This window comes from Varibaculum timonense, from assembly GCF_027694345.1.
GTDB classification, from domain to species: Bacteria; Actinomycetota; Actinomycetes; order Actinomycetales; family Actinomycetaceae; genus Varibaculum; species Varibaculum timonense_A.
The window spans coordinates 141,320-163,382 of record NZ_JAQEVU010000003.1 but is presented as its reverse complement, the minus strand read 5'-3'; the positions used below and the strand labels follow the sequence as shown (position 1 = coordinate 163,382).

Sequence of the window (22,063 nt, the reverse complement as noted above, 5' to 3'; positions counted from 1 at the left end):
ATTTTGAGAGACGAGAATCGGGCTAGATTTTTGGCGCAGGCGGGACTCTTTTTCCGGTCACCATTTTTTCTGCCGGAACTGTTACCGGTCCTTTGCGGGTCAAAATAGTGACGCTAGCAGGGCTTACGTCCAGGACTTCCCCAAGAGCGTCATAGAGCCCATCGGCTTCTCGTCTACGCAGTACCACCCGTTCTCCGACTTTCCAAGACATCCAAGGCAAACGGGGCGGCGGTTTTTGATTGCCTACTAAGTTCATAGTGAGATACTAGCAATATCGATACTTAAGGAGAGTAAATGACTTACGTGATTGCGGAACCATGCGTAGATGTTAAAGATCGCGCTTGCGTTGATGAATGCCCAGTGGATTGTATTTACGAAGGTAAACGTACTCTTTATATTCACCCTGAAGAATGCGTGGATTGTGGGGCTTGTGAACCGGTTTGTCCGGTGGAAGCTATTTTCTATGAGGACGATTTACCTGAGGAATGGTCTGATTACTATCGCGCGAATACTGACTTTTTCGATCTTAAAGATTTAGGCTCTCCCGGGGGGGCTTCCAGTGTGGGACCTACGGGATATGACGATCCTATGGTTGAAAAGCTTCCTCCCCGCGCGGAATAGTTTTACGGACGCATTACCCGTTTCACTTTTTCTGGTGGACGCGAGGGATTTTTGCCCTACCGCTGTCTTAGGCTGGGAACATGAGAAACACTAGATTTCCCCGTCCTCTAGATTTGCCGGTTTTTCCTTGGGATTTGCTCACGCCCTATCGGGTTAAAGCCGCTGCTTGCGAGGGTGGGGCGGTAGATTTATCTATCGGGACTCCGGTCGATGATTGCCCGCCTCCTGCCCTGGCGGGACTTTCTCAGGCCGCTAATAGTCCCGGCTATCCTCCGGTGGCGGGCAGTGATTTGCTGCGAAATGCTATTTGTAGCTGGGCGCGCACTCGGAATATTAGGTGTATTGACGAGGATTCTTGTCTACCAACGGTAGGTTCTAAAGAACTGGTGGCTTCGTTGGGGTGGCAGTTAGGGCTCGGCAGTACAGATACGGTTTTATTCCCAGATATTGCCTACCCGACTTACGATATTTGTGCCCGATTGGCTGGGGCTAAGGGAATCGCGGTTTCTTCCGATATTTCTACTTGGCCACGTGATGCCGCTTTGGTGTGGATAAATAGCCCCGCTAATCCTACCGGCTGGGTGGGAAGTAAAGATTGGTTGCGACAGGTGGTTTCCTGGGCGCGACAGGTAGGCGCGATAGTTGCTTCCGATGAGTGCTATGCCGAGCTCACTTACGGGGTGGGCGAGCCGGTGCCCTCAATCTTGGACGAGGACGTGTGTGGGGGCACTAGCGAGAACCTGCTATTGGTTTATTCGGTATCGAAGGAATCTAATCTGGCAGGATACCGCGCGGCTTTTGTAGCCGGAGACCGAGACTTGGTTTCAGCTTTACTTTCAGTACGTAAACATATGGGGCAAATGATGCCCGCTATGGTGCAGCAGGCACTTGCGGGGGTGCTTTTAGATAGGGAGCATGTTGGTAAACAGGTGGCTCGCTATCAATGGCGGCGCGAAGTGTTGGGGGCGGCGATTTCGCGGGCGGGGTTAAAAATAGAGGATGACTGCGAGGCGGGTCTATACCTCTGGGTTTATGATCCTGCTGATAGGGCGGACTCGCGGGTGCGCTCTGGTCAGGGAGCAGATTGGCGTCTGCTGGATAAGCTTTCTAAAATTGGTCTAATTGTAGCCCCAGAAAGTTTCTATAACTGCCGTCCCGGCAAGCATGTTAGGGTGGCGCTGTGCGTAAAAGATGAGGATATTAAGAAAGCGGCTAGGCGTTTAGAACAATCATTTTAAATGGTGAAGTCTTTACGAACATGGTATAGTCTTGAGGGCGATAAGTCCTGCATATTAAATAGGGGGCGGCGTTAGCTATCTCCCTTGGGAAGGTTGTCGAAATGGCTGAAAGTTTAGGAAATGCCCAAACCTTAAATGATTTCGACCGCCAACCAGGCATTTTGCAAGTTGATGGTAAAACTATTCAATTCCCTCCCGTCAAGGCAACCTGCGGTGACCGGGGAATTGACGTGTCTAAACTTCGGGGAGAAACCGGTCTGGTTGCGTTAGATCCCGGGTTTTCCACTACCGCTTCTTGTACTTCCAAAGTGACCTTCATTGATGGTGGTAAAGGGGTGCTGCGTTACCGGGGATATCCGATTGACCAGCTGGCAAACCACTCCAGCTTCCTGGAAGTTGCATATTTGCTGATTAAAGGAGAACTTCCTACCTCAACGCAACTAGATGAGTTCGTTAGGCGAGTTAAGCGTCAAAGGCTCTTGCACGAAGACTTTAGGGCATTTTTTACCGCTTTCCCCTCCAATGGTCACCCGATGGCTATTTTGCAGGGCGGCATTGCCGGGATGGCCACCTATTATGAAGATACTTTTGCCGATGTACATGACCTAGAATTGCAAGAAATTCAGGCAGTGCAGCTGCTGGCAAAAGTCCCGACCATGATTTCTTATATTGCCAAACGTGCCGCTGGTCTGCCATTGCTCTATCCGGATAACGAACGCTCCTATGTAGAGGACTTTATTCGTTTGACTTTCGGTTTACCCTACCAGTCATACGATATTGACCCGGCGATTATTCGCGCCCTAGAAGTACTGTTTATTTTGCATGCTGATCATGAACAAAACTGTTCGACTTCCACGGTGCGCCTGGTAGGTTCGGCGAATGCAAATATGTATGCTTCCATAGCCGCGGGGGTGGGGGCGTTGTCCGGTCCGTTGCATGGGGGCGCTAATGAAGCCGTACTCAGGATGCTGATTAATATCCGGGACAGTAAGTTGTCCATTCAAGACTTTGTTGAAAAAGTCAAAAATAAGGAACAGGGCGTTAAGCTAATGGGTTTTGGTCATCGAGTTTACAAAAACTATGACCCCCGGGCAGCAATTGTCAGAGAACAGGCACACAAAGTGCTTGAGCGGATGGGAAAAAACAATGACCTGTTTGATTTGGCTATGGAACTAGAACAGGTGGCACTCTCAGATGACTATTTCATTGAACGCAAACTATACCCAAATGTCGATTTTTATACCGGCTTGATTTATTCCGCAATGGGATTCCCCACCAAGATGTTCACCCCACTGTTTGCGCTAGGGCGACTGCCGGGTTGGATTTCTCAATATATCGAAATGCTCCATGACCCCATGACCCGTATCGGTCGTCCTCGCCAGGTTTACCAGGGAGAGCCAAAGCGCGACTATGTGCCCTTACGTATGCGAGAAGCAAAATAGAAATTCGATAAAACAAATCCTCGGGTCTATTCACGGGAATCTCACGGTTTTTGATTTGCCCATTATGCTAGATAATGTGCAGGTGTAAATAGCAACAAAGGGGAAACATGGTCGAAACTGAAGAAGCCCTGTCATCGTCAGAACTAAGTTTTTATGCCGACCCGCTTTCACCATCTCCGAAAATGCGCAGCGGATATTTACCGCGTGCATACAGTATTTGGATTATCCTTTTTTCGGCACTCGGATTTATGGCTTCGGCGCAGCTGTGGCGTACCGAAATGATTCACCGTGCCCATCCGCAGCTCGGGCTGGGCTGCTCCCTGAACCAGGTGGTGGATTGTCGGGGCGCGATGGATTCGCCGGTAGGTCACCTAGTTTTCGGTATCCCAAATTCGATTTTTGGTATGGCGTTATTCTTGGGGCTAATCATCGTTGCAATCTATCTGTTATGCGGCAAATACCTGCCAAAATGGGGATTAGTGATTTTTTGTATTGGAACCAGCTTTGGTTTACTATCCGTAATCTTTTTCTTGTTTACCTCGGCGTTTAGCCTACATTCACTGTGTCCCTACTGTTTTCTAACCTGGTTGGCAACTATTTTTCTCGCCTGGCTATCCTATGCTATTCTAGTACGCCAAGCAGCTAGCCCGGCTCGTCCTCTTAAAGGGATTCGCCGCGCTCTAGTAGGATATTGGTGGCTGGGAGCACTGCTAACAATCGCGGCAATCTTCGCCCTCCTATTCCAAGTTTTTGGAATGCAAATTTTCCGCCTCTAAACAGGTAAAATAGCCAGGCAAACAGGGGGAGTAAATGAGTAGGGAAACTGACAGCAACGCTGATACTTCCCGGGTAGTAGAAGACTATTTAAAAAATCTTCTAGGAGCTAGCGAATGGGGAGGCAAATCCCTATCCGTATCCGGACTAGCCGAAAGAATGGGGGTTGCTCCCTCAACTGCCTCAGAAAATGTTCGCCGCCTAGATAAACTAGGGTTAATTACCCACGCGCCCTATCGGGGAATATCTCTGACCGAGAGAGGGCGAAAACTAGCCTTAAAAATGGTGCGCAAGCATCGTATCCTCGAAACCTATCTGCATCAAAAACTGGGCTACCCCTGGGATGAGGTTCACTGCGAAGCCGAAATACTAGAACACGCCGCATCAGACAAGCTTATTGCTGCCATGGATAAAGCCTTGGGGCATCCTAAAAACGATCCCCACGGCGACCCCATTCCCACTATTGAGGGCGATATCCCTCCAGTATCTACTCGCCCCTTATCTGAAGCGCCCCTAAATACATCTGCCACAGTTGCGCGCATAAATGACATTAACCCGGCTTTGCTTAGATTCTTACAGTCCGTAGGGGTGGTCCCCGGGGTCGTCCTCACCCCAATCGAGAAAATTCCGGAAGCCGGAATAATGCAGCTAAAAATCAATAACCATCAGGTTACTTTAGGTAAACCAGCCGTTAAAGCCATTTGGGTAACCGACTAAAGAATTCCGGTTTTCGGTATCCGGCTTTAGTTCCCGGTAATCCTCAGGGTTGAGCCTTTCTCGCGGGTGAAAACCACTTCAATCTGATCAGTAATTTCTGAACGCAGAGAACCTACGTGACTGATTAAGCCCACGGTTCTGCCCGAAACTGATGTTGATTGCAGCGCCTCCATCACCAGTGAACGTTTCGTGTCGTCAAGAGTACCAAAACCCTCATCAATAAACATAGAAGAAATCTCGACTCCGCCCGCCTGGGCGGTTACTACCTCGGAAAGACCTAAAGCCAAAGATAAGGAACAGTAAAATAGTTCCCCGCCCGATAGGGCGGAAACCTCGCGAACTTTACCCGAGAAATGGTCGGTGACTACCAGGGATAATGCTTGATTACGGCGGCGGGAAGATTCGTTATCACTACGCGAAAGAGAGTAGCGCCCAGCTGAGATTTTCCCTAAATAGGGGTTCGCAATATCTAACACCTCTTGGAAACGATCAAGCAAAACCCAGGTCGCTAAGGGGGACTTTAAAGCGGAAGATTCTTCCCCTTTAGCGAGGTTTGCCAAAGTAATCAGTTCCGATGCATCGCTAATATGCTCCAAATACTTCCTGCTGGCAGTTTTTAGGGAGCGGGCGGCGCTGTTTACTGTCCGTAACTGCTCGCGAACCTGGCTCAGGGTTGCCTGTCGTTTTTCAAAAAGCGTTTTTTCTATTTCGACTTTGGTTTCTAGTGCCGTTAAATCCGGCGGGGTGGGGGCTTGGTGTCTAAGCTTCGCTATCCGCGGTGAACTTAGTTTTACTTGGTTTGCCTGATAGGCGTTTTCCCATTCCTCGGTTTGCGCAACTAGCTTTTCATAGGTAGTTTCTTCCAGGAGGGCCTGCTTTGCCTGTTGAGCGCTATGGAAGTTTTCTGTGTTTAATGATTCTTTTAACCGTAGGTTTGCTTGGCTAAATTTGATTTCATCCGTTCTGGTCTGTTGGATTGCCTGAAATAACACCGTTAGTTTATGTTGCTCATCATTTAGCTCTTTTTGACGGGTAAAAAGATTTTCACCTGGAGAAGAAATAGCGACTTCATTTTCAATTTCCCTTATTTGACGTAAAGCATTTTGAGTATTAGTTTTTTGCAATTGGGCTTTACCGATTAAATCCCGTAGATTATCTTTATATTTACGCCCTTGGAATTCTAATTGTTTTATCCGATTATTATAGGTTTTCAGCTCTTTTGCTTGTTTTTGCAGATAATCCACTCGGGCAATAATCCTATCGGCATTTCCTGGGAAGCTATTTCTAAGACCTCCAAGCACACCTTTCAAGCGAGAGTGTTCTTCGCGTAGTTGCAACCTTTTTTGTCGGACGGCGGTTATCGCTTGGGCTCGTTGGTTGCGGATTCTTGTCAGTCCTGCCAGGGAATAATGGGGTGAAGCTTTTCCCTGGGCAACCTGCGGGTGGGTGCGTGATCCGCACACCGGGCAGGGGTGGTTAGCTACTAACTTATCGGCTAATACGATCGCCGAATCTACAAAGAATTCGCGTTCATATTCGGCAGCGTCTTGGGATTTTTTCTGAGCGTCTGTTTGCAGGGTGTTAAACTCTTTTTGCATTCTATTGAAACGTTGAAAATCATCTAAAAAATGTTCACGTTCACCCTGGTATTTTTGTAGTTCTATCTGTTTTTGACGTGCTTGTTCTAGATAAAGCTGTTCGCGTTCAAGCCGTATTTTATGGATTTTTTGGGTGCAAATCTGGGGAATTAGCTGCGAAATATCTTTGGATATTAATGCACATTGACGCAAAATTTCTATATAGGACTTGGTGCTGTTTCTAACTTCAGTTTCTAAAGCCTGAATTTTTTTCTGGCGCTCAATCAGGGGAGTGAGAGCACCCAGTTCCTTAGCGATTTCTTTACTTGCTTTGGATACCTTTTCACTGAAATCAGCGAGAGACAGTTTATCTTTTCCTACAGCAAAGTCTAGAGAAATGAAGGATTCTTCTGCTAATATTTCCTGTATTTTCTGGCTGGATACTTCTAGTTGAGCCTGGTAGTGAGCGCACAAATCTGAGGCAGGTTTTATGCGGGCTGCGCGCTGATGATTAGATATTTTTTCCTTATTAGATATGATTCTGTCTTGCTCAGCTGTTAGCCTTTTCTCGTCCTCAAGTAAGTGTTTAAGTTCGTTAAGATCTTGGGCTAGGGTTTTAGCTTTTTCTAGCTTTTCGAGGGCGTTCTGATAATTCTGACTTGCTGTTTGAAGCTGCGCCGTATGCTTCCTAATCCAAGGGTCTGCTTCTTTGGTAGGCAGGGAGTAGACCCTGTTCCATGACTTGATAATCTGCTCATCTAGGACATCTGGCAGGGCTGCTAGGCTTTCATTGAAAGAGGTAAAATCGCTGCTAGGCGTGCCGAGAGAGTCTTCTAGATTTTTCCAGTTTTCCGTAAAAAGCGTTAGTTTACTAGCCAGTTCTTTTGATTCAGTTTTGGTGTTTAGTTTGGCTTGCTGGGCTCTTTCAATGAACTCTTTTTGCATTAGGGCAAAAATCCGAGTACCAAAAATACGCTGCAAAATATCTTGTCGTTCATCAGAGCTGGCGCGTAAGAAACGGGAGAATGCCCCTTGAGGCAGGATTACTGTCTGTAAGAACTGGGTTTTCGACAGGGGAAGAATATGGCCGACCAGTTCCTGATTAACAGTTTGGGGCTTAGCAGCTATCGCATCTGCCTGGGGAATACCCTCAGCGGATAAACGCCATAAAGTGGCTTGCGCTGGTTGTAGCGTGGTTCCTGTTCCGCGATGTTTAGCTCGGGTATATTGAGGGACGCGCCGCACTCGAAATAGCTGTCCGCGTGCCTCAAAATCAAGCTCTACCCAGCTGATTTGATCCGCTTGGGCATAGTCAGAGCGCATCCGGCTTTTTGAGGAACTGGATTCTAAAGCTACATCGTTATAGAGGGCGAAAACAATGGCATCGAGGATAGTGGATTTACCCGAACCGGTTGGCCCGTGAATCAGGAACAAACCGGTTGCGGTACCCAGTTTGGTAAAGTCAATAGTTTGCCTACCGCCAAAAGGCCCCACTGCCTCGAAGCTGAGCTTTAATATCCGCATTTAGATTTCCTCTCGCACCTGCTCATATACCTGTTCAATTAGCTGGTTTTCGCTGTCGCTTAACTGTTGTCCATGGCGAGCAAGACTAAAGAAGTCTTTTGCCAGGGCTGCGGGTCTATGTTGGTTTGTCTGTAACGCGCGATGTTGAATATCGCCACTTACCTGGGTGCTTTCGTGCAGCATTGCGAGGGCGTGCGGGTAGCGTTGCTTCAGCTTGGTTACCATTTGCTCTGGGCGTTGAGTATCCGTGACTGTTATTTCCAACCAGTAAGAAGAGTATTCACTATATTTTGTGCTGCTAATCAGGTTTTCAAACGAGTCTTTTATCCGGGCTAGGGGTCTATAGACCGGAGTGGGAATTAACTGTGGGTCTAAGTTTTTGGCGGCGGTATCTAAAAGCACCACCGATTTTGGAGTGTGGCATTCCGAGAATGAGAAAGCTATTGGCGAGCCGCTATAGCGCCCACTGCTAAGTTTGGTTTTTAGTCTTTGTGGTACGTGCAGGTGACCTAAGGCTAGGTAATCAGGGGCAGGTAAAATCTGGTTTTCCGCCGGATGGTTCATGCCGTAGCATTCAAATACGTCTAGAGGAACTGCCGGAACTGTTCCCACGGTAATGTCACGTTCACTGTCGGACGGTGCGGCTCCCACTGCGAAAGCATGAGCCATAATGATTGTGCGAGCCGGAGTGGTGAGGGCGCGTTGGGCTTTAGCGATTTTACGCATGGCGGCTGCAATAACTGCTGTATGGGAACGAGGGAGCCGAGGGATTTCAGCTGCTTCCGCCTCGGTTTTTTGGTTAGCAGTTATCTCGGTATCTGGGTATCCGTCATAGAGGCTGGTACGTACCATATCGGGATTCAGATAGGGTAGTCCCCACACTCGCACGGTTTCTGATTGGCTGCCTATTTCAACCGGTCGGGAAATATCGGCTAGGCAGGTACGTAGATGGAGGTTTCCGCTGACGTAAGGGGAGAGAAAACCTAGTCTTTCGGCACTGTCATGATTGCCGGGAGTTAAGATTACTGTCGTTAATTCTGTTAGTTCATTTAGGGCTTGGGAAACGATTTCTAGAGATTCCAGCGAGGGGATAGCGCGATCGAAAATATCACCACAAACTAGGACTGCTGATACAGTTTCCTCCCTGACCAGCTCAGTGAGGAAAGAGAAGAACTGGCGGTGAGCCGCAGATAAATCTTCCCCATAGAGAGTGCGTCCCACGTGCCAATCGGAGGTGTGGATTAGCTTCATAAGAACATAATAGTAAGCATTATTAAATAAAACGCTTTCTGGCTAATAGCCAAACTTTCCTAGACCTAGTAGGCACGAGCGATTAAGCCTCCACCCCAGAGTGTGGCAGATGAGTCTATAGAGACCCAGATTACTGGATTCCGGCTTTAATGGCGGTGATAGCTAGTTCTGCTCTGGTTGCCGTGCCAGTACGCATAAGTATTTCTGATACATAGGATCGTACCGTTGATTCACTTAGATGTAGTTTTCTAGAAATGTTTTTGTTAGCTAGAGCTTTGATTAACAATTTGAATGTGGGGCGTAAATAATCGGGTAAAGTTTCAACACTATGGATGAAATCAGCGTACTTTTCCCTTGCTTGTTGTCCCTCTTTATAGCTAACCATCATTAGTTCGGTTGGTTTGGGACTCATTACAATTTGACCGCGGTAGGCTTGACGAATCAGAGTAACTAGCTCTGGAAGGGGAGTATCTTTAGTTAGAAAACCACATATCCCTGAACCGATAGCCTGCGCCAATGAGTCTTTACTTTCAAAGGCAGTTAGCATGAGTGACTTAACCGTGGGGTAATCTTGGCTGATACGTTTGGCGGTTTCAATCCCGTTCAAGATTGGCATATCAACATCCAATAGCGCAATGTCGATACGTTGCTTGGCTAGCACATCAAATACTTGCGCACCATTAGAGACTGTAGCTACCACTTCGAAGTCTTCTTGGTTGGACAGTAGATTAGCTAAGCCTTGACGGATAATGTCGTCATCATCAGCCAATAGAATCCGAATGGAGTCAGTGGACATCTAGGTTCTCCTGTTCGTGGGTAAGCGGTCTGGGATTGATTTGTAAAGTGACATTAATAATCCATCTTTCGTCTAACTGGGTAAACTCAAGGCTGTCCCCTTCGCTCTCTAGGCGTTGTTTCAAATTAAGAAGACCGTATCCCCCAGTTATTTCAGTAAAATGTGAACCGGGAGCCACTTGATTGATGATTGAGACGGTAACTTGCTCTTTAGCATGATTGATATAAATTTCAACGCTAGCGTTAGAGGAAGGTGGCGCGTATTTTAATATGTTGGTTCCGCATTCTCTTAAAACTAGGTTTATCTTTTTGGACAGTTTACTATCTAAACTGTTGTCAATTTCGCTGTCAATACTTGTCTCAAGTGCGATTTTTCGGGTGGTAAGCATCTGCTCAACTTGTTGGACAACCTGAGATGTCGATAGTTCTTTTGCCTCAGTATCTAAGGATAGAATCATCGGGCGAATACGGCGAGAAGCGGTGAAGGCAGTATCAATAATGGGACGCAACTGTCCAGAGTGTTCCGGGTGTTGTTGAGTAAAATCTTGCAGCATGATTGCTATATGAGCAATATCTTTAGCAGTAGTATCGTGAAGCTGTTTTGCGAGTTCGGATCGGATATCTAGATTTGCTTGTCGGGCTTTTTCTTTAGATGCTTCCGCCAGGATTCGTTTTCCTTTTTGCCAGGACAAAGCCAAACCAATAGAAACCACTATGGGGATATTGATGATTGAACTAAGCAGTTGTGCTTCAGGGATATCGGAAACTAGAAAAGATATCGTTTCATTTAGGAACAGAACAGCAAGTGCGGGTAAAAACCAAGAGCGTATTATCCACACCACGACAATAGTAAATATTCCTATGTCGAGCATTTCTAACTGATCTAAAAGATTAAAGACAGTCAGCAGTATTTTCGTAGTAATAAATATGAACTCGAAAACGGTATTCCAAGCAGAAAGAGCGAATACTGTAAGCAACCCTAATGCTGTCAAATAATATGAATAAGATTGAGTGTTTTGTAGGTCAAATAGCTCTATGCCTCCGATGAGGATAGCAATAGAGGTAAAAACTACTATTTTAGTTACCTTCGGGCGGTCAAATGTTTGAAGAATCGAGTCAATCATCAGCTCTAACTATACCGTTAAATCTGTCGGTCATTTCTTTTGATTGCATATCGAAAGTCTCGGAAATGATCTACATATGATTGGGGTACTAGCTTGCGCGATTTCCTTAATTATCTTTGTGACGCTCGGGGAATAGCTATTAATGGGGTGCATATCCGGTGAGGTAGGAGAGGGTTGAAGGATGCTAACTTGTAATACTAAAGCAAAGCTTAGACCGGTTAGTGTAGAAGCAAGGGAGGCCATAGGTGTCTATCCTTTCCTAGATACATTCTTTTAATGCTCACCCTATTTATCCTGTTCATTTAGGTATACCGACATTTGTCGGTATGAAATACCTACTTTTGTCGGTGTACAACATTTAGCGTCCGCAAATACTCTCAAAGAGTCCAAACGGAATGAAAAAGAAAAGGAAGTTTTCAATGATAGTCAGGACTCTATGCGCCAGGACATTAATGGTGGGGGCGCTCGTTACATCACTTACATTAGGGACCAGTACGATTGCGTCTGCTGAAATCTCCAATAATAAAGTAGTTGAGGGTAAGACCACTGTGTCTGTATCTGAACCACTGAACTCTAAATTGGAGCCGATACGTGACAGAGTAAATATGTCATCAGAGAATCTTACTGAGTCTGACTTGGAAACCTTAGATACGGGGCTACAAGTAATCATGCAGGCTCAAGCTGAAACTGGGAAATTGCGATACACGATTGATAATGATGGGAAAAGAATTTACGAGACTGAACTAAAGCTTGCAGATGGGCAGCAAATTTGGTTTTATTACGAGGCAGAATCTCAGTCCGTAGAAGCTACAGCCTTGTCGAAAGCGGTTTATACTAAACGCCTAGCAGTAAAAAGTGGAGACGAATGGTATCCAAAAATTTGGGCAGGCAAAGACTCTAAAGGAAGATGGGTGCGTTTTAATCGGGCGGCTCAAAAGATTATGGTAGGAGCTGGTGGGGCAGCGTTGAAATCTGCTATCTGCGCTATACCGGGTGTAGGGACTATTGGGTGTGCTTTTGTATGGGGAGCAACTATAGTAGCTAAAAAAGTTATTAATAAAATTGGGAGATGTCCTAAAGCTCGACCGTGGCTCTATGCATATCCCGCAAGTATTAAATCATCAAGATGCCGAGCAGCTTAAGAATAGACGCGAAAGAATAGGAAATAAAAATGAAAAAATGGATTGAAACTCATTTATGGACTTTCTCTTTAATCCTGGTTACTTTACTTTCACCAGTGATTATTTGGGAAGCCTGGGAACTTATTACTTCTTTCTCCGCTGTTCCGATAAGAATCTTGTTAGGGGTGGGGATACTAGCCGTAACTTATATTGGTCTAGTAGTGCTTTTGTTGCTGAATCGTTTTCTTCAAGAAAAATATCGCGAATGGGGAATCCGTAAGTAACCTAATCGATATTAAAATGTGGTCAGAAATTGCCAATACGGTAGTTTCTGACCATATTTTTATCGAATACGAAACCCTAGTATGTCGGGTAAAACAGTACTTGATGCGACTATGCTTCAAATGCTCCCGATTGGGGTGCTCGGGGTAAGATTATAACGCCCATAAGACACAGGAAAACCAGGAGGTAAACGGTTGAATAATACCCAGACCCTGTTTACTCCCGGCAGGCCAAGCTTGATAGTTCCACTAACCGGGCGTAATCATCAGGAACTTCAATCTCAGATTTCTGCGATTCCCCCAGAAGCCGATTTGGTGGAATGGCGAATTGATCAGTTTTCTAGGCATGACAATCCGGTGGCTTTGCAACAAATAGCCACTGAAATAGCTCCCCAAATTGGCTTTCCCTGGTTGGCAACCTGTCGCACGATTGCGCAAGGAGGAGCCTCTCACCTTGAAGCAGCTCAGCAGCTTCAAGCCGTGAAACTATTGGTAGAGGCGGGTGCTTTCGCCCTCGATATAGAGGACGATTTTTCTTTGGTAACTGAGGCTTTAGCTTATGCCCATGACCAGGGGGTAATAAGCGTTCTTTCTAGGCATTATTTTGCGGCAGCGGAAGCCGAAAAAATGGATAGCGAAAGAATCTATGACTGGTTAGCTGCCGCTCACGAACGCGGGGCTCAGGTAGCAAAACTGGCTCTTACGGTAACGAACAGCTCCCATCTGCTACAGATATTTAGCGCCATGGACAAGTATTATCGCGATACCGACGGAAAACGCCCATTTATAGTTGCAGGTATGGGCACTATCGGTATCGCTAGCCGGTTAATTGGGGGGATATTTGGAAACTGTGCGACTTTTGCGGCGCTGCCCGGTACTGCCCCCAGTGCGCCCGGACAAGCTAGTTCTTTCTTAACTGCGAGCGTGCTATCCGTCCTCGAAAAGTAAAATACCAACCAGAAATCAGGTAACTAGAAAATGCGCAATCTACAAAAAGATATCGAGTTATTGCATAACCTGACCGATCAGGTAGACGACTATACCCTTACACATTTTAAGCAGCGCGATTATCAGGTTTACGAAAAACCAGATTTCACTCCGGTTAGCGATATTGATCGGGGAGCCGAACAAATGATTCGGGATTTCTTAAAAGTTCACCGTCCCCACGATTTAGTTTACGGGGAAGAATACGGAGGAAACGCTGCCGAAGCTAACCAGGCTCGCTGGATTATTGATCCCATTGATGGCACTAAAAATTTTGTGCGGGGCGTGCCGGTTTGGGCAACCCTGATTGGCTTAGAATTTGCCGGCAAAATGCAAGCTTCCATAGTTAGTGCCCCGGCATTATGTCGGCGCTGGTGGGCAGGGCGCGGTTTAGGGTCTTGGCGTTCTTTCAGCGGAGAAAAGCCGCAAGCAAACCGGGTTTCGAGGATAAGTGATTTGAAAGCTGCCTCCTTTAGCTATTCTTCCCTTACTGGTTGGGAAGAACGCGAAAAGCTTCATGCATTCGTTGAACTTACCCGCAAAGTGTGGCGCACCCGTGCCTATGGAGATTTTTATTCCTATATGTTAGTTGCCGAAGGAGTAGTCGATGCGGCAGCCGAACCCGACTTGGAGCTTTACGATATGGCGGCGCTAGTACCCATCGTGGAAGAAGCCGGAGGTAAATTCACTTCATTAGAGGGCGATGAGGGCTGCCGGGGAGGAAACGCACTTGCCACTAATGGTCATTTACACCAGCGGATTCTGACTATTTTGGGAGGCAAGTAGGCGGCGGAAAGACTCTACTCGGCGCATCTGTGCGGGATTGGTTTTTCCGAGCGTGCTCAGTTGGCATCCCGGTACGGATGGCAAATGAGGACACAGTTTTGGGCATTGCGCTGCTACCTCGGCAAGATCGGGGAAAGCCGCCAAGAGGTCGTCGGTTTCAATATGGGCTAATCCGAAGGAGCGAATGCCGGGGGTATCAATTAGCCAGCCCCCCCGAAATTCGATGGCAATAGCGGAGGTAGAAGTGTGTCGTCCGCGACCGGTAACTTGATTAACTTGACCGATTTGTCTATCTGCGTGGGGAATGAGGTTGTTCATCAGTGAAGATTTGCCTACTCCCGAATGTCCCACCATTACGGTAGTAGTAGCGGCTAATGCCTCGCCAGCTGCATCAATGCCTTGAGAGCTTTCTATACTGGTCACAATTGCCGGCACTTCTAAAGGTGAAAATAGTTCAAGTATCGGCTCAGGGCGGGCAATATCCGCTTTAGTGAGCAGCAGTAATGGTTTCAGACCCGCGCTGTAGGCGGCTACTAACAGTCGGTCAATCATGCGGGGACGAGGCTGCGGATTAGCGCAGGCGGTGACTATCGCTAATTGGTCAGCGTTGGCAACCATCGGTTTTTCTTTCGCCCCGGGACTATCTTCCGCGGAGCGGGTAAGAACACTTTTGCGCGGTAAAACTTCCACAATCCGCGCCAAAGAACCAGTTTTCCCGCTTAAATCTCCGGTGACCCGTACCTGATCGCCGACCACGATACCGCGCCGACCCAGAGAGCGAGCCTTAACCCCTACCAGTTTGGTTTGATTCATTTGTAGGTGAATTCTCCCGCGATCTACCGCGAATACGAAGGCGGTGGGGCTGGCAGAATAATCTACCTGTTTTTTGGAGCGTCGCGGTTTAGAGCGGGAAGGACGCACCCGTACCCGCGGATCATCGGTTCCGGTATCACGCCACGCCATTAGTACCAGCCACAGCGGCTCGCCAAATCTCAGGAAAATCCGGGAAAGTTTTCGTGACGCACTCAATCCCCGCTATTTTCACGTCTGGAACCCGTAATCCAATCAGGGCTCCAAACATGGCCATCCGGTGATCGCTATAGGTTTCGATGGTAGCGCCGTGCAATATCCCAGGAGTGATTTGTAGCGAAGTTTCGGTAGCCACTGCTTTTGCCCCGAGACGGTTAATTTCGGTTTCGAGGGCGTGTAATCGGTTGGTTTCGTGACCTTTAAGATGCCCAATTCCGCTAAGTTTGGAGGGTTCGACTGCCAGGGTGCATAGCGCCGCCAAAGTGGGGGTAAGTTCCCCAATGGCGTTAAGGTCGGTCTGAATCCCGCCAATTGTGCCATTGCCTTGACAAATAAGCGTTCCTTCGCTGTCGCGATAGATACGTGCGCCCATTGGGGAGAGTAAATACCGCCAGGCATCGCCGGCTTGGAAAGTTTGTGCCGGCCAATTTGGCACACTAATTTGACCGCCACAAGCAAGGGCGGCTCCTAAAAACGAACCCGCATTGGTCAAGTCCGGTTCAATGACTTGTTCACCGCCACGTAATCGCGCTGGCTGACAGCGCCAAATATGGCGAGTTTGCAGGGAATCCCAGTCTCCGGTTTCACCACTGATGTTTTCGATTTTTCCACCGCACGCATTTACCTGCGCTAGTGTCATTTCCACATGACGAATAGATGGTAAAACAGAATCTACTTCTATTTGAAGTTCAAAGGGGAGGGCGGGGGAAACCAGCAGCAGAGCGGAGACAAATTGGGAGGAGTCGCTAGCGTCAAGGTGTACTTGCTGTAGCTGGCTGCTGTCATTTAATGCGCCCTCGATAGTAAAGGGTAGGTGTCCGGGCAGGGGGGCGTCCGTAATTTTTGCTCCCAGCTGGGTTAAGGCATCTAAAAGACCACGCATTGGACGGGTGCTTGCCTGTTTATCTCCTTGAAAGTGAACTGGTTTTCCGCTCAGTAGGGCAATGGGAGCTAAGAAACGCATCACTGTCCCGGAAAGACCGCACTCGATAACTCCGGTTTTCGCCGAGATTGTGGGCGGGGGAGTTATCAGTAGTCCTCCTGATTTCTCTTCTACGTTGGCACCGAACTCTTGGATACCGGCGATCATTAAATCGGTGTCGCGACATCGCAAAGGATTAGTAATAAAAGTATTTTCCTTCGCTAATAAGGCTAAGACCAGGGCACGAGCGGTCAGGGATTTAGAGGGAGGTAGTGAGACCACCGCGTTTAGAGGCTGGGTCGAAAGAGGGGGAGTCCAAACAGTCAAAGTATTAATCCTGTCTACGGGAGAATAGTTCAGAGGTTAAACCGGCGTGGAGGGCTAGCCCTTGGGCAATTCTTAAAGCATCAATTTTACCGGGCTGACGTCCATTAATAATAGTTGCTGCCCCATTGGCCAGTATCAAGGCGGCAGTTGAAAGGGGGGAGCGCCGGGTAGTAGCCATCCTTAATGCCAGGAGGGTCACCGTAACTCCACAGATTTTAGCGATAGTTCGTAAATCGCTCATCTGTACCGGTGGTAACCCATTTTTCTCCATGACCTCTAGGTGGTGTTGGGCTAGATGCGCATGTTTATCGCTGTTACGCACCGCATCGATTCCCTCGATGATTAAGGGAGCCGCTAGTAGTGCTCGGGAAAAAGAATACCTATTAGCCATATCTCTATTTTTACCTGACCGGGGCGTTGATTTCTAGCTTTCTTGAGTTTGCCGCCAGAACTAGCAGCTGCAAAACTGGACTAGAGTAGGCAGTAATGGATACTGAAACCTTAGCTAGCCTTACCGTAGAGGACGCCCCGCCCTCTACTGATTTGCCCCCTGCTGGGTCTTTGCTACCGGAGCCAGGTTCAGACGAGAACCCTGTCTCGGAAGAAAATAAGGCTCGCTCCGATAGCGCTCAATTGGCGCAGCGGTTTACCCAGGAGGCGCTGCCGCTACTGGATCAACTATATGCGGGGGCGCTGCGATTAACTCGCCGGCCTGCTGATGCCGAGGACTTAGTGCAAGACACCTATATGCAGGCGTTTCGTAAATTTCATCAGTACCAGGCGGGAACTAATCTTAAAGCCTGGATGTACCGGATAATGACCAATACTTTCCTCAACCAATACCGCTCAAAGACTCGCCGTCCCCAAGAGGAAACTACCGCTGAAATATCGGATAGCCGGCAGGTGCAGCACTCACTTCATCATCAGATAGGTTTACCTTCTGCGGAAACTGTTGCTTTGGAGCGTGTGCCTAATGAAACTATTCAAGCTGCCTTTGACAAACTCTCCGATGAACATCGGGCAGTAGTTTATTTAGCTGATATCGAACAGTTCAGCTACAAGGAAATATCGCAGATTTTAGGGATTCGGCTCGGTACAGTAATGTCTAGGCTTCATCGAGGCAGAAACCTACTGCGAGAAGAACTAGCAGAATATGCCCGCCAATATGGAATCGGGGTGAACTAATGAGCCAGCAACCGTGCCAACGTGACCTGTTTCAACAGCTGTCAATCGAGTCTCGGGAACTTAGCGTAGAAGAAGCTCGGCATATCGCCCAATGTCCGTACTGTCAAGAACTTTTAGAAGCTGAAACAGCGGGAATATCGCTATCGCTAAGACGCTGTTTATGTCACCACATTTCTGCCCCGCACGCTTTGCGCACTCGGATAGTACAGTCCCTAGCGGTGTATATGGATTCCGAGGAGTTACAGATTTCCTATCGTCAGCAGCAATATGGTGACAGGTGCTAGAGATAGCCTATAAAATCATATATTTTGGTCGACTAATGCGACAGGCGAGCCTTTCAGTTTCCTAAAATGGCAACTGGTGTGTAAAACTAGGGACGTCGATTTTATTTGGGAAGGTGTATGAGATGTCTAAACGTGGACGTAAACGCAAAACTCGTCGTACCAGTGCCGCCAATCACGGCAAACGACCTAACTGCTAACAGTAACCGTTCTAGCTAACGCTAGATACTAACGGTAAAACTTATTTGGGGGTTGGGGTGACTTTTTGTCACCCCAACCCCCAAGCATTTCTTGGTGGAGAACTAGGCGAATGCCTGTTCCATTAGCTGCCGATTTTCATCTTTATGGAGCTTGGCGTTACCAGCAGCCGGAGAAGCGGCTTCTGCACGCGAAATCACCTGTATAGTTCGCTTAATCTTTGAGGGAAGATGTAAAGCTATAAACGGCCATGCTCCCTGATTTTCGGGTTCGTCTTGGACCCAGGTAAGTGGCAAATCACCCCAGGAACTAAGCAGCATATTTAGTTCTGCTACCGGTAGCGGATACAGCTGTTCTAATCGAATAATCGCAGTATCGAAACGTTCGGTTTTTGCCCGCTCTTTGACCAGGTCATAGTAAATACGTCCAGTACAAAGCAATATCCTGTTTGGTTTAATGACCCGCTTATCTGGTTCGCCAATCACTGGCAGGAACTGTCCGGAAGTAAAATCTTCTATTGGGGAAGCCGCTGCCGCTAAACGAAGCAGCTGTTTCGGCTCAAACGCTATCAAAGGTTTACGTGGTCTTTTATAGGCCTGTTCTCGTAACATATGGAAATTGTTAGCCGGATTAGATGGCTGGCACACCCACATATTATTTTGGGCGCACAACTGTAGATACCGCTCAATGCGTGCCGATGAGTGATCGGGGCCTTGCCCCTCGTATCCGTGGGGCAGTAGCATTACCAGTCCGGAGCGTTCATTCCATTTTTGGAAAGACGAAGAAATAAACTCGTCAATAACTGCCTGAGCACAGTTAGCGAAATCGCCAAATTGTGCCTCCCACAATACTAAAGTTTCCGGGGACTCAACCGAATATCCATACTCGAAAGCCAAAGGAGCATATTCGGAAAGTGGAGAATTGTATGCCTGGAAAGACGCTTGCCCTTCGGTTAGAAAATTTAGAGGTGTCCATTCGCGCCCATTCTCGTAATCGTGAATAACAGCGTGTCGATGCGAGAAAGTACCCCGACGGGAATCTTGCCCCCCAAGACGGACATTAGTTCCCTCCATCAGCAGCGAACCGTAGGCTAGCATTTCCCCCATACCCCAATCGATTTTGCCCTCCCGGGACATAAGTTCTCGTTTTTGGAGCAACTTCATAATCTTGGGGTGAGCAGTGAAATTGTCAGGGACTCTTACCTGGGATTGCCCGATACGTTCAATTTCTTCACGGCTTATAGCAGAGCTCCAACCGAGCATCATCCCCTGACCAGGCTGTTGCGAGGAGGGCATAACCCAACGGGTATCAATACCGGGATTAAAAGTATCGTCATAATCTGCGGCGCTGAAATGTTTCTTTTCCCTGGTTTCCTGGAAAATCTTGTTTAGTTCTTGATGGTATTCTTCCAGGGCTTCGGCTGCTTTTTCCTCGCTTAAATCTCCGCGTCCAATCAGATTACGGGTATATACCTCGCGCGTGGTGGGCAGGCGATTGATTAAAGAATAAAGAACCGGTTGCGTCATTGAGGGGTCATCGCCCTCATTATGTCCGCGCCGACGGTAACAGACCATATCGATAATTACGTCTTTGTGGAACTCTTGCCTAAAGTCGAATGCTAGCTTGGCTGCTTTCACCACCTCCTGCGGGAAATCCCCGTTTACATGGAAAATCGGTACTTGCAAACCCTTAGCTAAATCCGTGCAATAACGAGTCGAACGTCCCGAGGTGGGTCCGGTAGTAAACCCAATCTGGTTATTGACGATGATATGAACAGTGCCGCCAGTACGATAGCCACGCAGCTGCGACATATTCAGGGTTTCCTGCACCACGCCCTCGCCAATAAAAGCGGCATCACCGTGAACTAGAATCGGCATAACCAAGTTTTCGGCTTCTTCCCCAGCGCCCAAGCGATCTTGTTTAGCGCGAGTAATGCCCTCCGTTACCCCATTAGCCGCCTCCAAGTGAGATGGATTGGCAGTTAGAGTCACGAGTACGCCTTCTCCTTCCCCAGGGGAATAGATTCCCTCTGTGCCCAGGTGGTATTTCACGTCCCCAGAGCCCTGAGTGGAATTCGGGTCAAGATATCCTTCAAACTCGGAGAAAATTTGTCCGTAGGTTTTTCCAGCTATATTTGAGAGCACATTCAACCGTCCCCGGTGAGCCATCCCAATGGTTATTTCCTTCAAACCGGAACGGGAAGAGTTAAAAAGCATCGTATCTAATAGCGGTATTAACGACTCTGCGCCCTCTAAGGAAAAACGTTTTTGCCCCACATACTTTGTTTGTAAGAAAGTCTCGAACGCTTCCGCATGATTGAGCATACTCAATATGTGCATTTGTTCAGTTTTAGAAAACTTTTTTGAGGGTTTTTCTATCCGATTTTGTACCCAACGCCGCTGAAGTGGATCTTGAATATGCATATATTCAATCCCCAGCGCCTGCGTATAGGTGGTACGCAATTGTTCTAGCAGTTCACGCAAATTCATCGTGTCACGACCGGCAAATCCGCCGGTGGGGAAAACCCGATCCAAATCCCAGACGCTCAGCCCATAAGAGCTGATAGAAAGGTCGGGGTGGCGACGTAAAATCTGCTGTAGGGGATCGGTATTAGCGGCCAAATGTCCACGGGAACGATAGGCGTGAATTAGTTCGGCAATCCGGGCAGGTTTACCTTTTTCGGTAACCTGATCGTAGGTGAAGTCCCTCTCCCATTTATAGGGTTCATGAGCCACCCCCAAGGTTGAAAATACTCGCTCAAAGAAACCGTCGTGACCGGCTAATTTTTGTTCAATAATTCGCAGGAATTCTCCTGATCCTGCCCCTTGAATCACGCGGTGATCATAGGTTGAAGTCATGGTCATCACCTGACCTACCCCCGCGTTGGCAAGCTGAGTGGGGGAGGCTCCCGCCCATTCGGCAGGGAATGAGGTAGCGCCCACCCCAATGATTGCTCCTTGACCGGACATTAAGCGAGGAACGGAATATTTTGTCCCTAAAGTGCCGGGGTTAGTTAAGGTGACGGTTCCTCCCGAAAAATCACTGGGTTTGAGCTGTCCGCCGCGTGCTCTTTTTACTAAATCTTCGTAGGCGTCGATGAACTGTCTAAAGTTCAAAGTGTCAGCATCGTGAATTACCGGTACCATCAGGGAACGAGAGCCATCTTTCTTCGGTAAGTCGATGGCTAGACCAAAACCTACGTGCGCAAATTTTCGGATACATTCGCGACCGTCCTCGTCCTTTTCGAAGCGAACGTTCATCGACGGCATTTCCACTAATGCTTCGATAATTGCGTATCCGATTAAATGGGTGAATGAGACTTTTCCGCCGGTTGTGGCAGCCAGGTGAGCGTTGATTACTTTACGGTTTTCGATTAACAGTTTGGCGGGAATCTCTCGTGCCGAGGTGGCGGTAGGAATTCGGAGCGATTCGTCCATATTTTTCACCACGGCTTTTGCTACCCCGCGTAGTCGGTGTACCTCGTCCTCGGCTTTACCGGCTTCCCCAGGGCCAAAGTTAAGGGCGGTTTCCCGCGCCACATAGGGGGAGGTGGGTTCACTGGCTGCCACCGGGGGAGCCGGGGGTAAATCTGAGCGGGTTACATCCCTGCCGGTAACTGCTATTTGAGAGTTTGCGTTCTTGGGGGAGGTGGGTTCTTGCGGGGTAACCTGTTTTATTTGTGCCTGTTGAGCTTCTAGAGCGCTGAAATAATTTCGCCAATCCTCGGGTAGATTCATGGGGTCAGCGCAGTATTTGTCATAGAGGTCGTCAATGATTTCTTGATTGATGGGGCTGACCGACTGATCTATTTGTTCTTCCGAGATAGGCATGATATTTCCTTTTTGGAGGGTGACCAAGTATCCAATAAGATTTTATGCCCAAATAG

Annotated in this window: 21 protein-coding genes; 12 read left to right on the top strand and 9 right to left on the bottom strand. The window is 47.9% G+C overall.

Annotation, left to right across the window (positions count from 1 at the left end):
• Positions 1-22: 22 nt before the first annotated feature.
• Positions 23-256: a hypothetical protein gene (locus PG728_RS03495; protein ID WP_270625886.1), complete on the bottom strand. Its 234-nt coding sequence runs from the start codon at positions 254-256 to the stop codon at positions 23-25.
• Between the two features lie 38 nt (positions 257-294).
• Here PG728_RS03495 and fdxA point away from each other — a divergent pair, with 38 nt between their 5' ends.
• From fdxA to PG728_RS03470, 5 genes are all read left to right on the top strand, one after another.
• On the top strand, positions 295-621 hold the full coding sequence (fdxA, locus tag PG728_RS03490) for a ferredoxin (protein ID WP_072509576.1): 327 nt from the start codon (positions 295-297) through the stop codon (positions 619-621).
• An 80-nt stretch (positions 622-701) separates the two neighbouring features.
• Entirely contained in the window at positions 702-1,859 is a 1,158-nt protein-coding gene (gene dapC, locus PG728_RS03485; RefSeq protein ID WP_270625885.1) for a succinyldiaminopimelate transaminase, read from the top strand.
• A 101-nt stretch (positions 1,860-1,960) separates the two neighbouring features.
• The gene (locus PG728_RS03480) at positions 1,961-3,301 is read left to right on the top strand and encodes a citrate synthase (RefSeq protein WP_270625884.1); all 1,341 of its coding nucleotides are present in this window, start codon (positions 1,961-1,963) and stop codon (positions 3,299-3,301) included.
• Positions 3,302-3,408: 107 nt separating this feature from the next.
• On the top strand, positions 3,409-4,077 hold the full coding sequence (locus PG728_RS03475) for a vitamin K epoxide reductase family protein (RefSeq protein WP_270625883.1): 669 nt from the start codon (positions 3,409-3,411) through the stop codon (positions 4,075-4,077).
• Positions 4,078-4,111: 34 nt separating this feature from the next.
• Positions 4,112-4,792 (top strand): metal-dependent transcriptional regulator, encoded by a 681-nt coding sequence (locus PG728_RS03470; RefSeq protein WP_270625880.1) that lies wholly within the window; start codon positions 4,112-4,114, stop codon positions 4,790-4,792.
• A gap of 26 nt (positions 4,793-4,818) precedes the next feature.
• Here the strand turns inward: PG728_RS03470 and PG728_RS03465 are convergent, their stop codons facing one another.
• The 4 genes from PG728_RS03465 to PG728_RS03450 form a co-directional block, all read right to left on the bottom strand.
• A complete protein-coding gene (locus PG728_RS03465; protein WP_270625879.1) occupies positions 4,819-7,893 on the bottom strand; it encodes an AAA family ATPase in 3,075 nt (1,024 codons plus the stop codon).
• Positions 7,894-9,144 (bottom strand): exonuclease SbcCD subunit D, encoded by a 1,251-nt coding sequence (locus PG728_RS03460; protein ID WP_270625877.1) that lies wholly within the window; start codon positions 9,142-9,144, stop codon positions 7,894-7,896. It abuts the gene before it with no gap.
• A 130-nt stretch (positions 9,145-9,274) separates the two neighbouring features.
• Entirely contained in the window at positions 9,275-9,940 is a 666-nt protein-coding gene (locus tag PG728_RS03455; RefSeq protein WP_270625876.1) for a response regulator transcription factor, read from the bottom strand.
• Positions 9,930-11,063: a sensor histidine kinase gene (locus PG728_RS03450; protein ID WP_270625875.1), complete on the bottom strand. Its 1,134-nt coding sequence runs from the start codon at positions 11,061-11,063 to the stop codon at positions 9,930-9,932. The genes PG728_RS03455 and PG728_RS03450 overlap by 11 nt, the downstream gene beginning before the upstream one ends.
• A gap of 419 nt (positions 11,064-11,482) precedes the next feature.
• Here PG728_RS03450 and PG728_RS03445 point away from each other — a divergent pair, with 419 nt between their 5' ends.
• The 4 genes from PG728_RS03445 to PG728_RS03430 all read left to right on the top strand — a co-directional run bounded on the left by PG728_RS03445 (position 11,483) and on the right by PG728_RS03430 (position 14,235).
• Positions 11,483-12,205, top strand: a complete 723-nt coding sequence (locus PG728_RS03445) for a hypothetical protein (RefSeq protein ID WP_270625874.1) — start codon at positions 11,483-11,485, stop codon at positions 12,203-12,205.
• A gap of 29 nt (positions 12,206-12,234) precedes the next feature.
• Positions 12,235-12,468: a hypothetical protein gene (locus PG728_RS03440; RefSeq protein ID WP_270625873.1), complete on the top strand. Its 234-nt coding sequence runs from the start codon at positions 12,235-12,237 to the stop codon at positions 12,466-12,468.
• A gap of 192 nt (positions 12,469-12,660) precedes the next feature.
• Positions 12,661-13,413, top strand: coding sequence for a type I 3-dehydroquinate dehydratase (locus PG728_RS03435; RefSeq protein ID WP_270625872.1), 753 nt, complete (start codon positions 12,661-12,663; stop codon positions 13,411-13,413).
• Positions 13,414-13,443: 30 nt separating this feature from the next.
• Positions 13,444-14,235 (top strand): inositol monophosphatase family protein, encoded by a 792-nt coding sequence (locus PG728_RS03430; RefSeq protein ID WP_270625870.1) that lies wholly within the window; start codon positions 13,444-13,446, stop codon positions 14,233-14,235.
• Here PG728_RS03430 and rsgA read toward each other — a convergent pair.
• From rsgA to PG728_RS03415, 3 genes are read right to left on the bottom strand one after another with little or no spacing between them, the layout of a single operon-like run.
• Positions 14,197-15,198: a ribosome small subunit-dependent GTPase A gene (rsgA, locus tag PG728_RS03425; RefSeq protein ID WP_270625869.1), complete on the bottom strand. Its 1,002-nt coding sequence runs from the start codon at positions 15,196-15,198 to the stop codon at positions 14,197-14,199. The genes PG728_RS03430 and rsgA overlap by 39 nt on opposite strands.
• Positions 15,185-16,513, bottom strand: coding sequence for a 3-phosphoshikimate 1-carboxyvinyltransferase (gene aroA / locus PG728_RS03420; protein WP_270625868.1), 1,329 nt, complete (start codon positions 16,511-16,513; stop codon positions 15,185-15,187). Before aroA ends, rsgA begins: the two co-directional genes overlap by 14 nt.
• 4 nt (positions 16,514-16,517) lie before the next feature.
• A complete protein-coding gene (locus PG728_RS03415; protein WP_270625867.1) occupies positions 16,518-16,904 on the bottom strand; it encodes a hypothetical protein in 387 nt (128 codons plus the stop codon).
• 95 nt (positions 16,905-16,999) lie between these two features.
• Here PG728_RS03415 and PG728_RS03410 point away from each other — a divergent pair, with 95 nt between their 5' ends.
• The 3 genes from PG728_RS03410 to PG728_RS09340 all read left to right on the top strand — a co-directional run bounded on the left by PG728_RS03410 (position 17,000) and on the right by PG728_RS09340 (position 18,179).
• The gene (locus PG728_RS03410; protein ID WP_270625866.1) at positions 17,000-17,698 is read left to right on the top strand and encodes a sigma-70 family RNA polymerase sigma factor; all 699 of its coding nucleotides are present in this window, start codon (positions 17,000-17,002) and stop codon (positions 17,696-17,698) included.
• Positions 17,698-17,982, top strand: a complete 285-nt coding sequence (locus PG728_RS03405) for an anti-sigma factor (protein WP_270625865.1) — start codon at positions 17,698-17,700, stop codon at positions 17,980-17,982. The genes PG728_RS03410 and PG728_RS03405 overlap by 1 nt, the downstream gene beginning before the upstream one ends.
• Before the next feature lie 122 nt (positions 17,983-18,104).
• Positions 18,105-18,179, top strand: a complete 75-nt coding sequence (locus PG728_RS09340) for a 50S ribosomal protein bL37 (RefSeq protein ID WP_408648196.1) — start codon at positions 18,105-18,107, stop codon at positions 18,177-18,179.
• A gap of 102 nt (positions 18,180-18,281) precedes the next feature.
• Here the strand turns inward: PG728_RS09340 and PG728_RS03400 are convergent, their stop codons facing one another.
• Positions 18,282-22,007 carry a multifunctional oxoglutarate decarboxylase/oxoglutarate dehydrogenase thiamine pyrophosphate-binding subunit/dihydrolipoyllysine-residue succinyltransferase subunit gene (locus PG728_RS03400; protein WP_270625864.1) on the bottom strand — a complete coding sequence of 1,242 codons (3,726 nt, stop codon included), beginning with the start codon at positions 22,005-22,007 and terminating at the stop codon, positions 18,282-18,284.
• Positions 22,008-22,063: the final 56 nt, after the last annotated feature.

Excerpts from the sequence above, each read along its gene's own strand:
- PG728_RS03495 (WP_270625886.1), bottom strand. The coding sequence starts at position 256 with ATGAACTTAGTAGGCAATCAAAAACCGCCGCCCCGTTTGCCTTGGATG.
- fdxA (WP_072509576.1), top strand. The coding sequence starts at position 295 with ATGACTTACGTGATTGCGGAACCATGCGTAGATGTTAAAGATCGCGCT.
- dapC (WP_270625885.1), top strand. The coding sequence starts at position 702 with ATGAGAAACACTAGATTTCCCCGTCCTCTAGATTTGCCGGTTTTTCCT.
- PG728_RS03480 (WP_270625884.1), top strand. The coding sequence starts at position 1,961 with ATGGCTGAAAGTTTAGGAAATGCCCAAACCTTAAATGATTTCGACCGC.
- PG728_RS03475 (WP_270625883.1), top strand. The coding sequence starts at position 3,409 with ATGGTCGAAACTGAAGAAGCCCTGTCATCGTCAGAACTAAGTTTTTAT.
- PG728_RS03470 (WP_270625880.1), top strand. The coding sequence starts at position 4,112 with ATGAGTAGGGAAACTGACAGCAACGCTGATACTTCCCGGGTAGTAGAA.
- PG728_RS03465 (WP_270625879.1), bottom strand. The coding sequence starts at position 7,893 with ATGCGGATATTAAAGCTCAGCTTCGAGGCAGTGGGGCCTTTTGGCGGT.
- PG728_RS03460 (WP_270625877.1), bottom strand. The coding sequence starts at position 9,144 with ATGAAGCTAATCCACACCTCCGATTGGCACGTGGGACGCACTCTCTAT.
- PG728_RS03455 (WP_270625876.1), bottom strand. The coding sequence starts at position 9,940 with ATGTCCACTGACTCCATTCGGATTCTATTGGCTGATGATGACGACATT.
- PG728_RS03450 (WP_270625875.1), bottom strand. The coding sequence starts at position 11,063 with ATGATTGACTCGATTCTTCAAACATTTGACCGCCCGAAGGTAACTAAA.
- PG728_RS03445 (WP_270625874.1), top strand. The coding sequence starts at position 11,483 with ATGATAGTCAGGACTCTATGCGCCAGGACATTAATGGTGGGGGCGCTC.
- PG728_RS03440 (WP_270625873.1), top strand. The coding sequence starts at position 12,235 with ATGAAAAAATGGATTGAAACTCATTTATGGACTTTCTCTTTAATCCTG.
- PG728_RS03430 (WP_270625870.1), top strand. The coding sequence starts at position 13,444 with ATGCGCAATCTACAAAAAGATATCGAGTTATTGCATAACCTGACCGAT.
- rsgA (WP_270625869.1), bottom strand. The coding sequence starts at position 15,198 with ATGGCGTGGCGTGATACCGGAACCGATGATCCGCGGGTACGGGTGCGT.
- PG728_RS03415 (WP_270625867.1), bottom strand. The coding sequence starts at position 16,904 with ATGGCTAATAGGTATTCTTTTTCCCGAGCACTACTAGCGGCTCCCTTA.
- PG728_RS03410 (WP_270625866.1), top strand. The coding sequence starts at position 17,000 with ATGGATACTGAAACCTTAGCTAGCCTTACCGTAGAGGACGCCCCGCCC.
- PG728_RS03405 (WP_270625865.1), top strand. The coding sequence starts at position 17,698 with ATGAGCCAGCAACCGTGCCAACGTGACCTGTTTCAACAGCTGTCAATC.
- PG728_RS03400 (WP_270625864.1), bottom strand. The coding sequence starts at position 22,007 with ATGCCTATCTCGGAAGAACAAATAGATCAGTCGGTCAGCCCCATCAAT.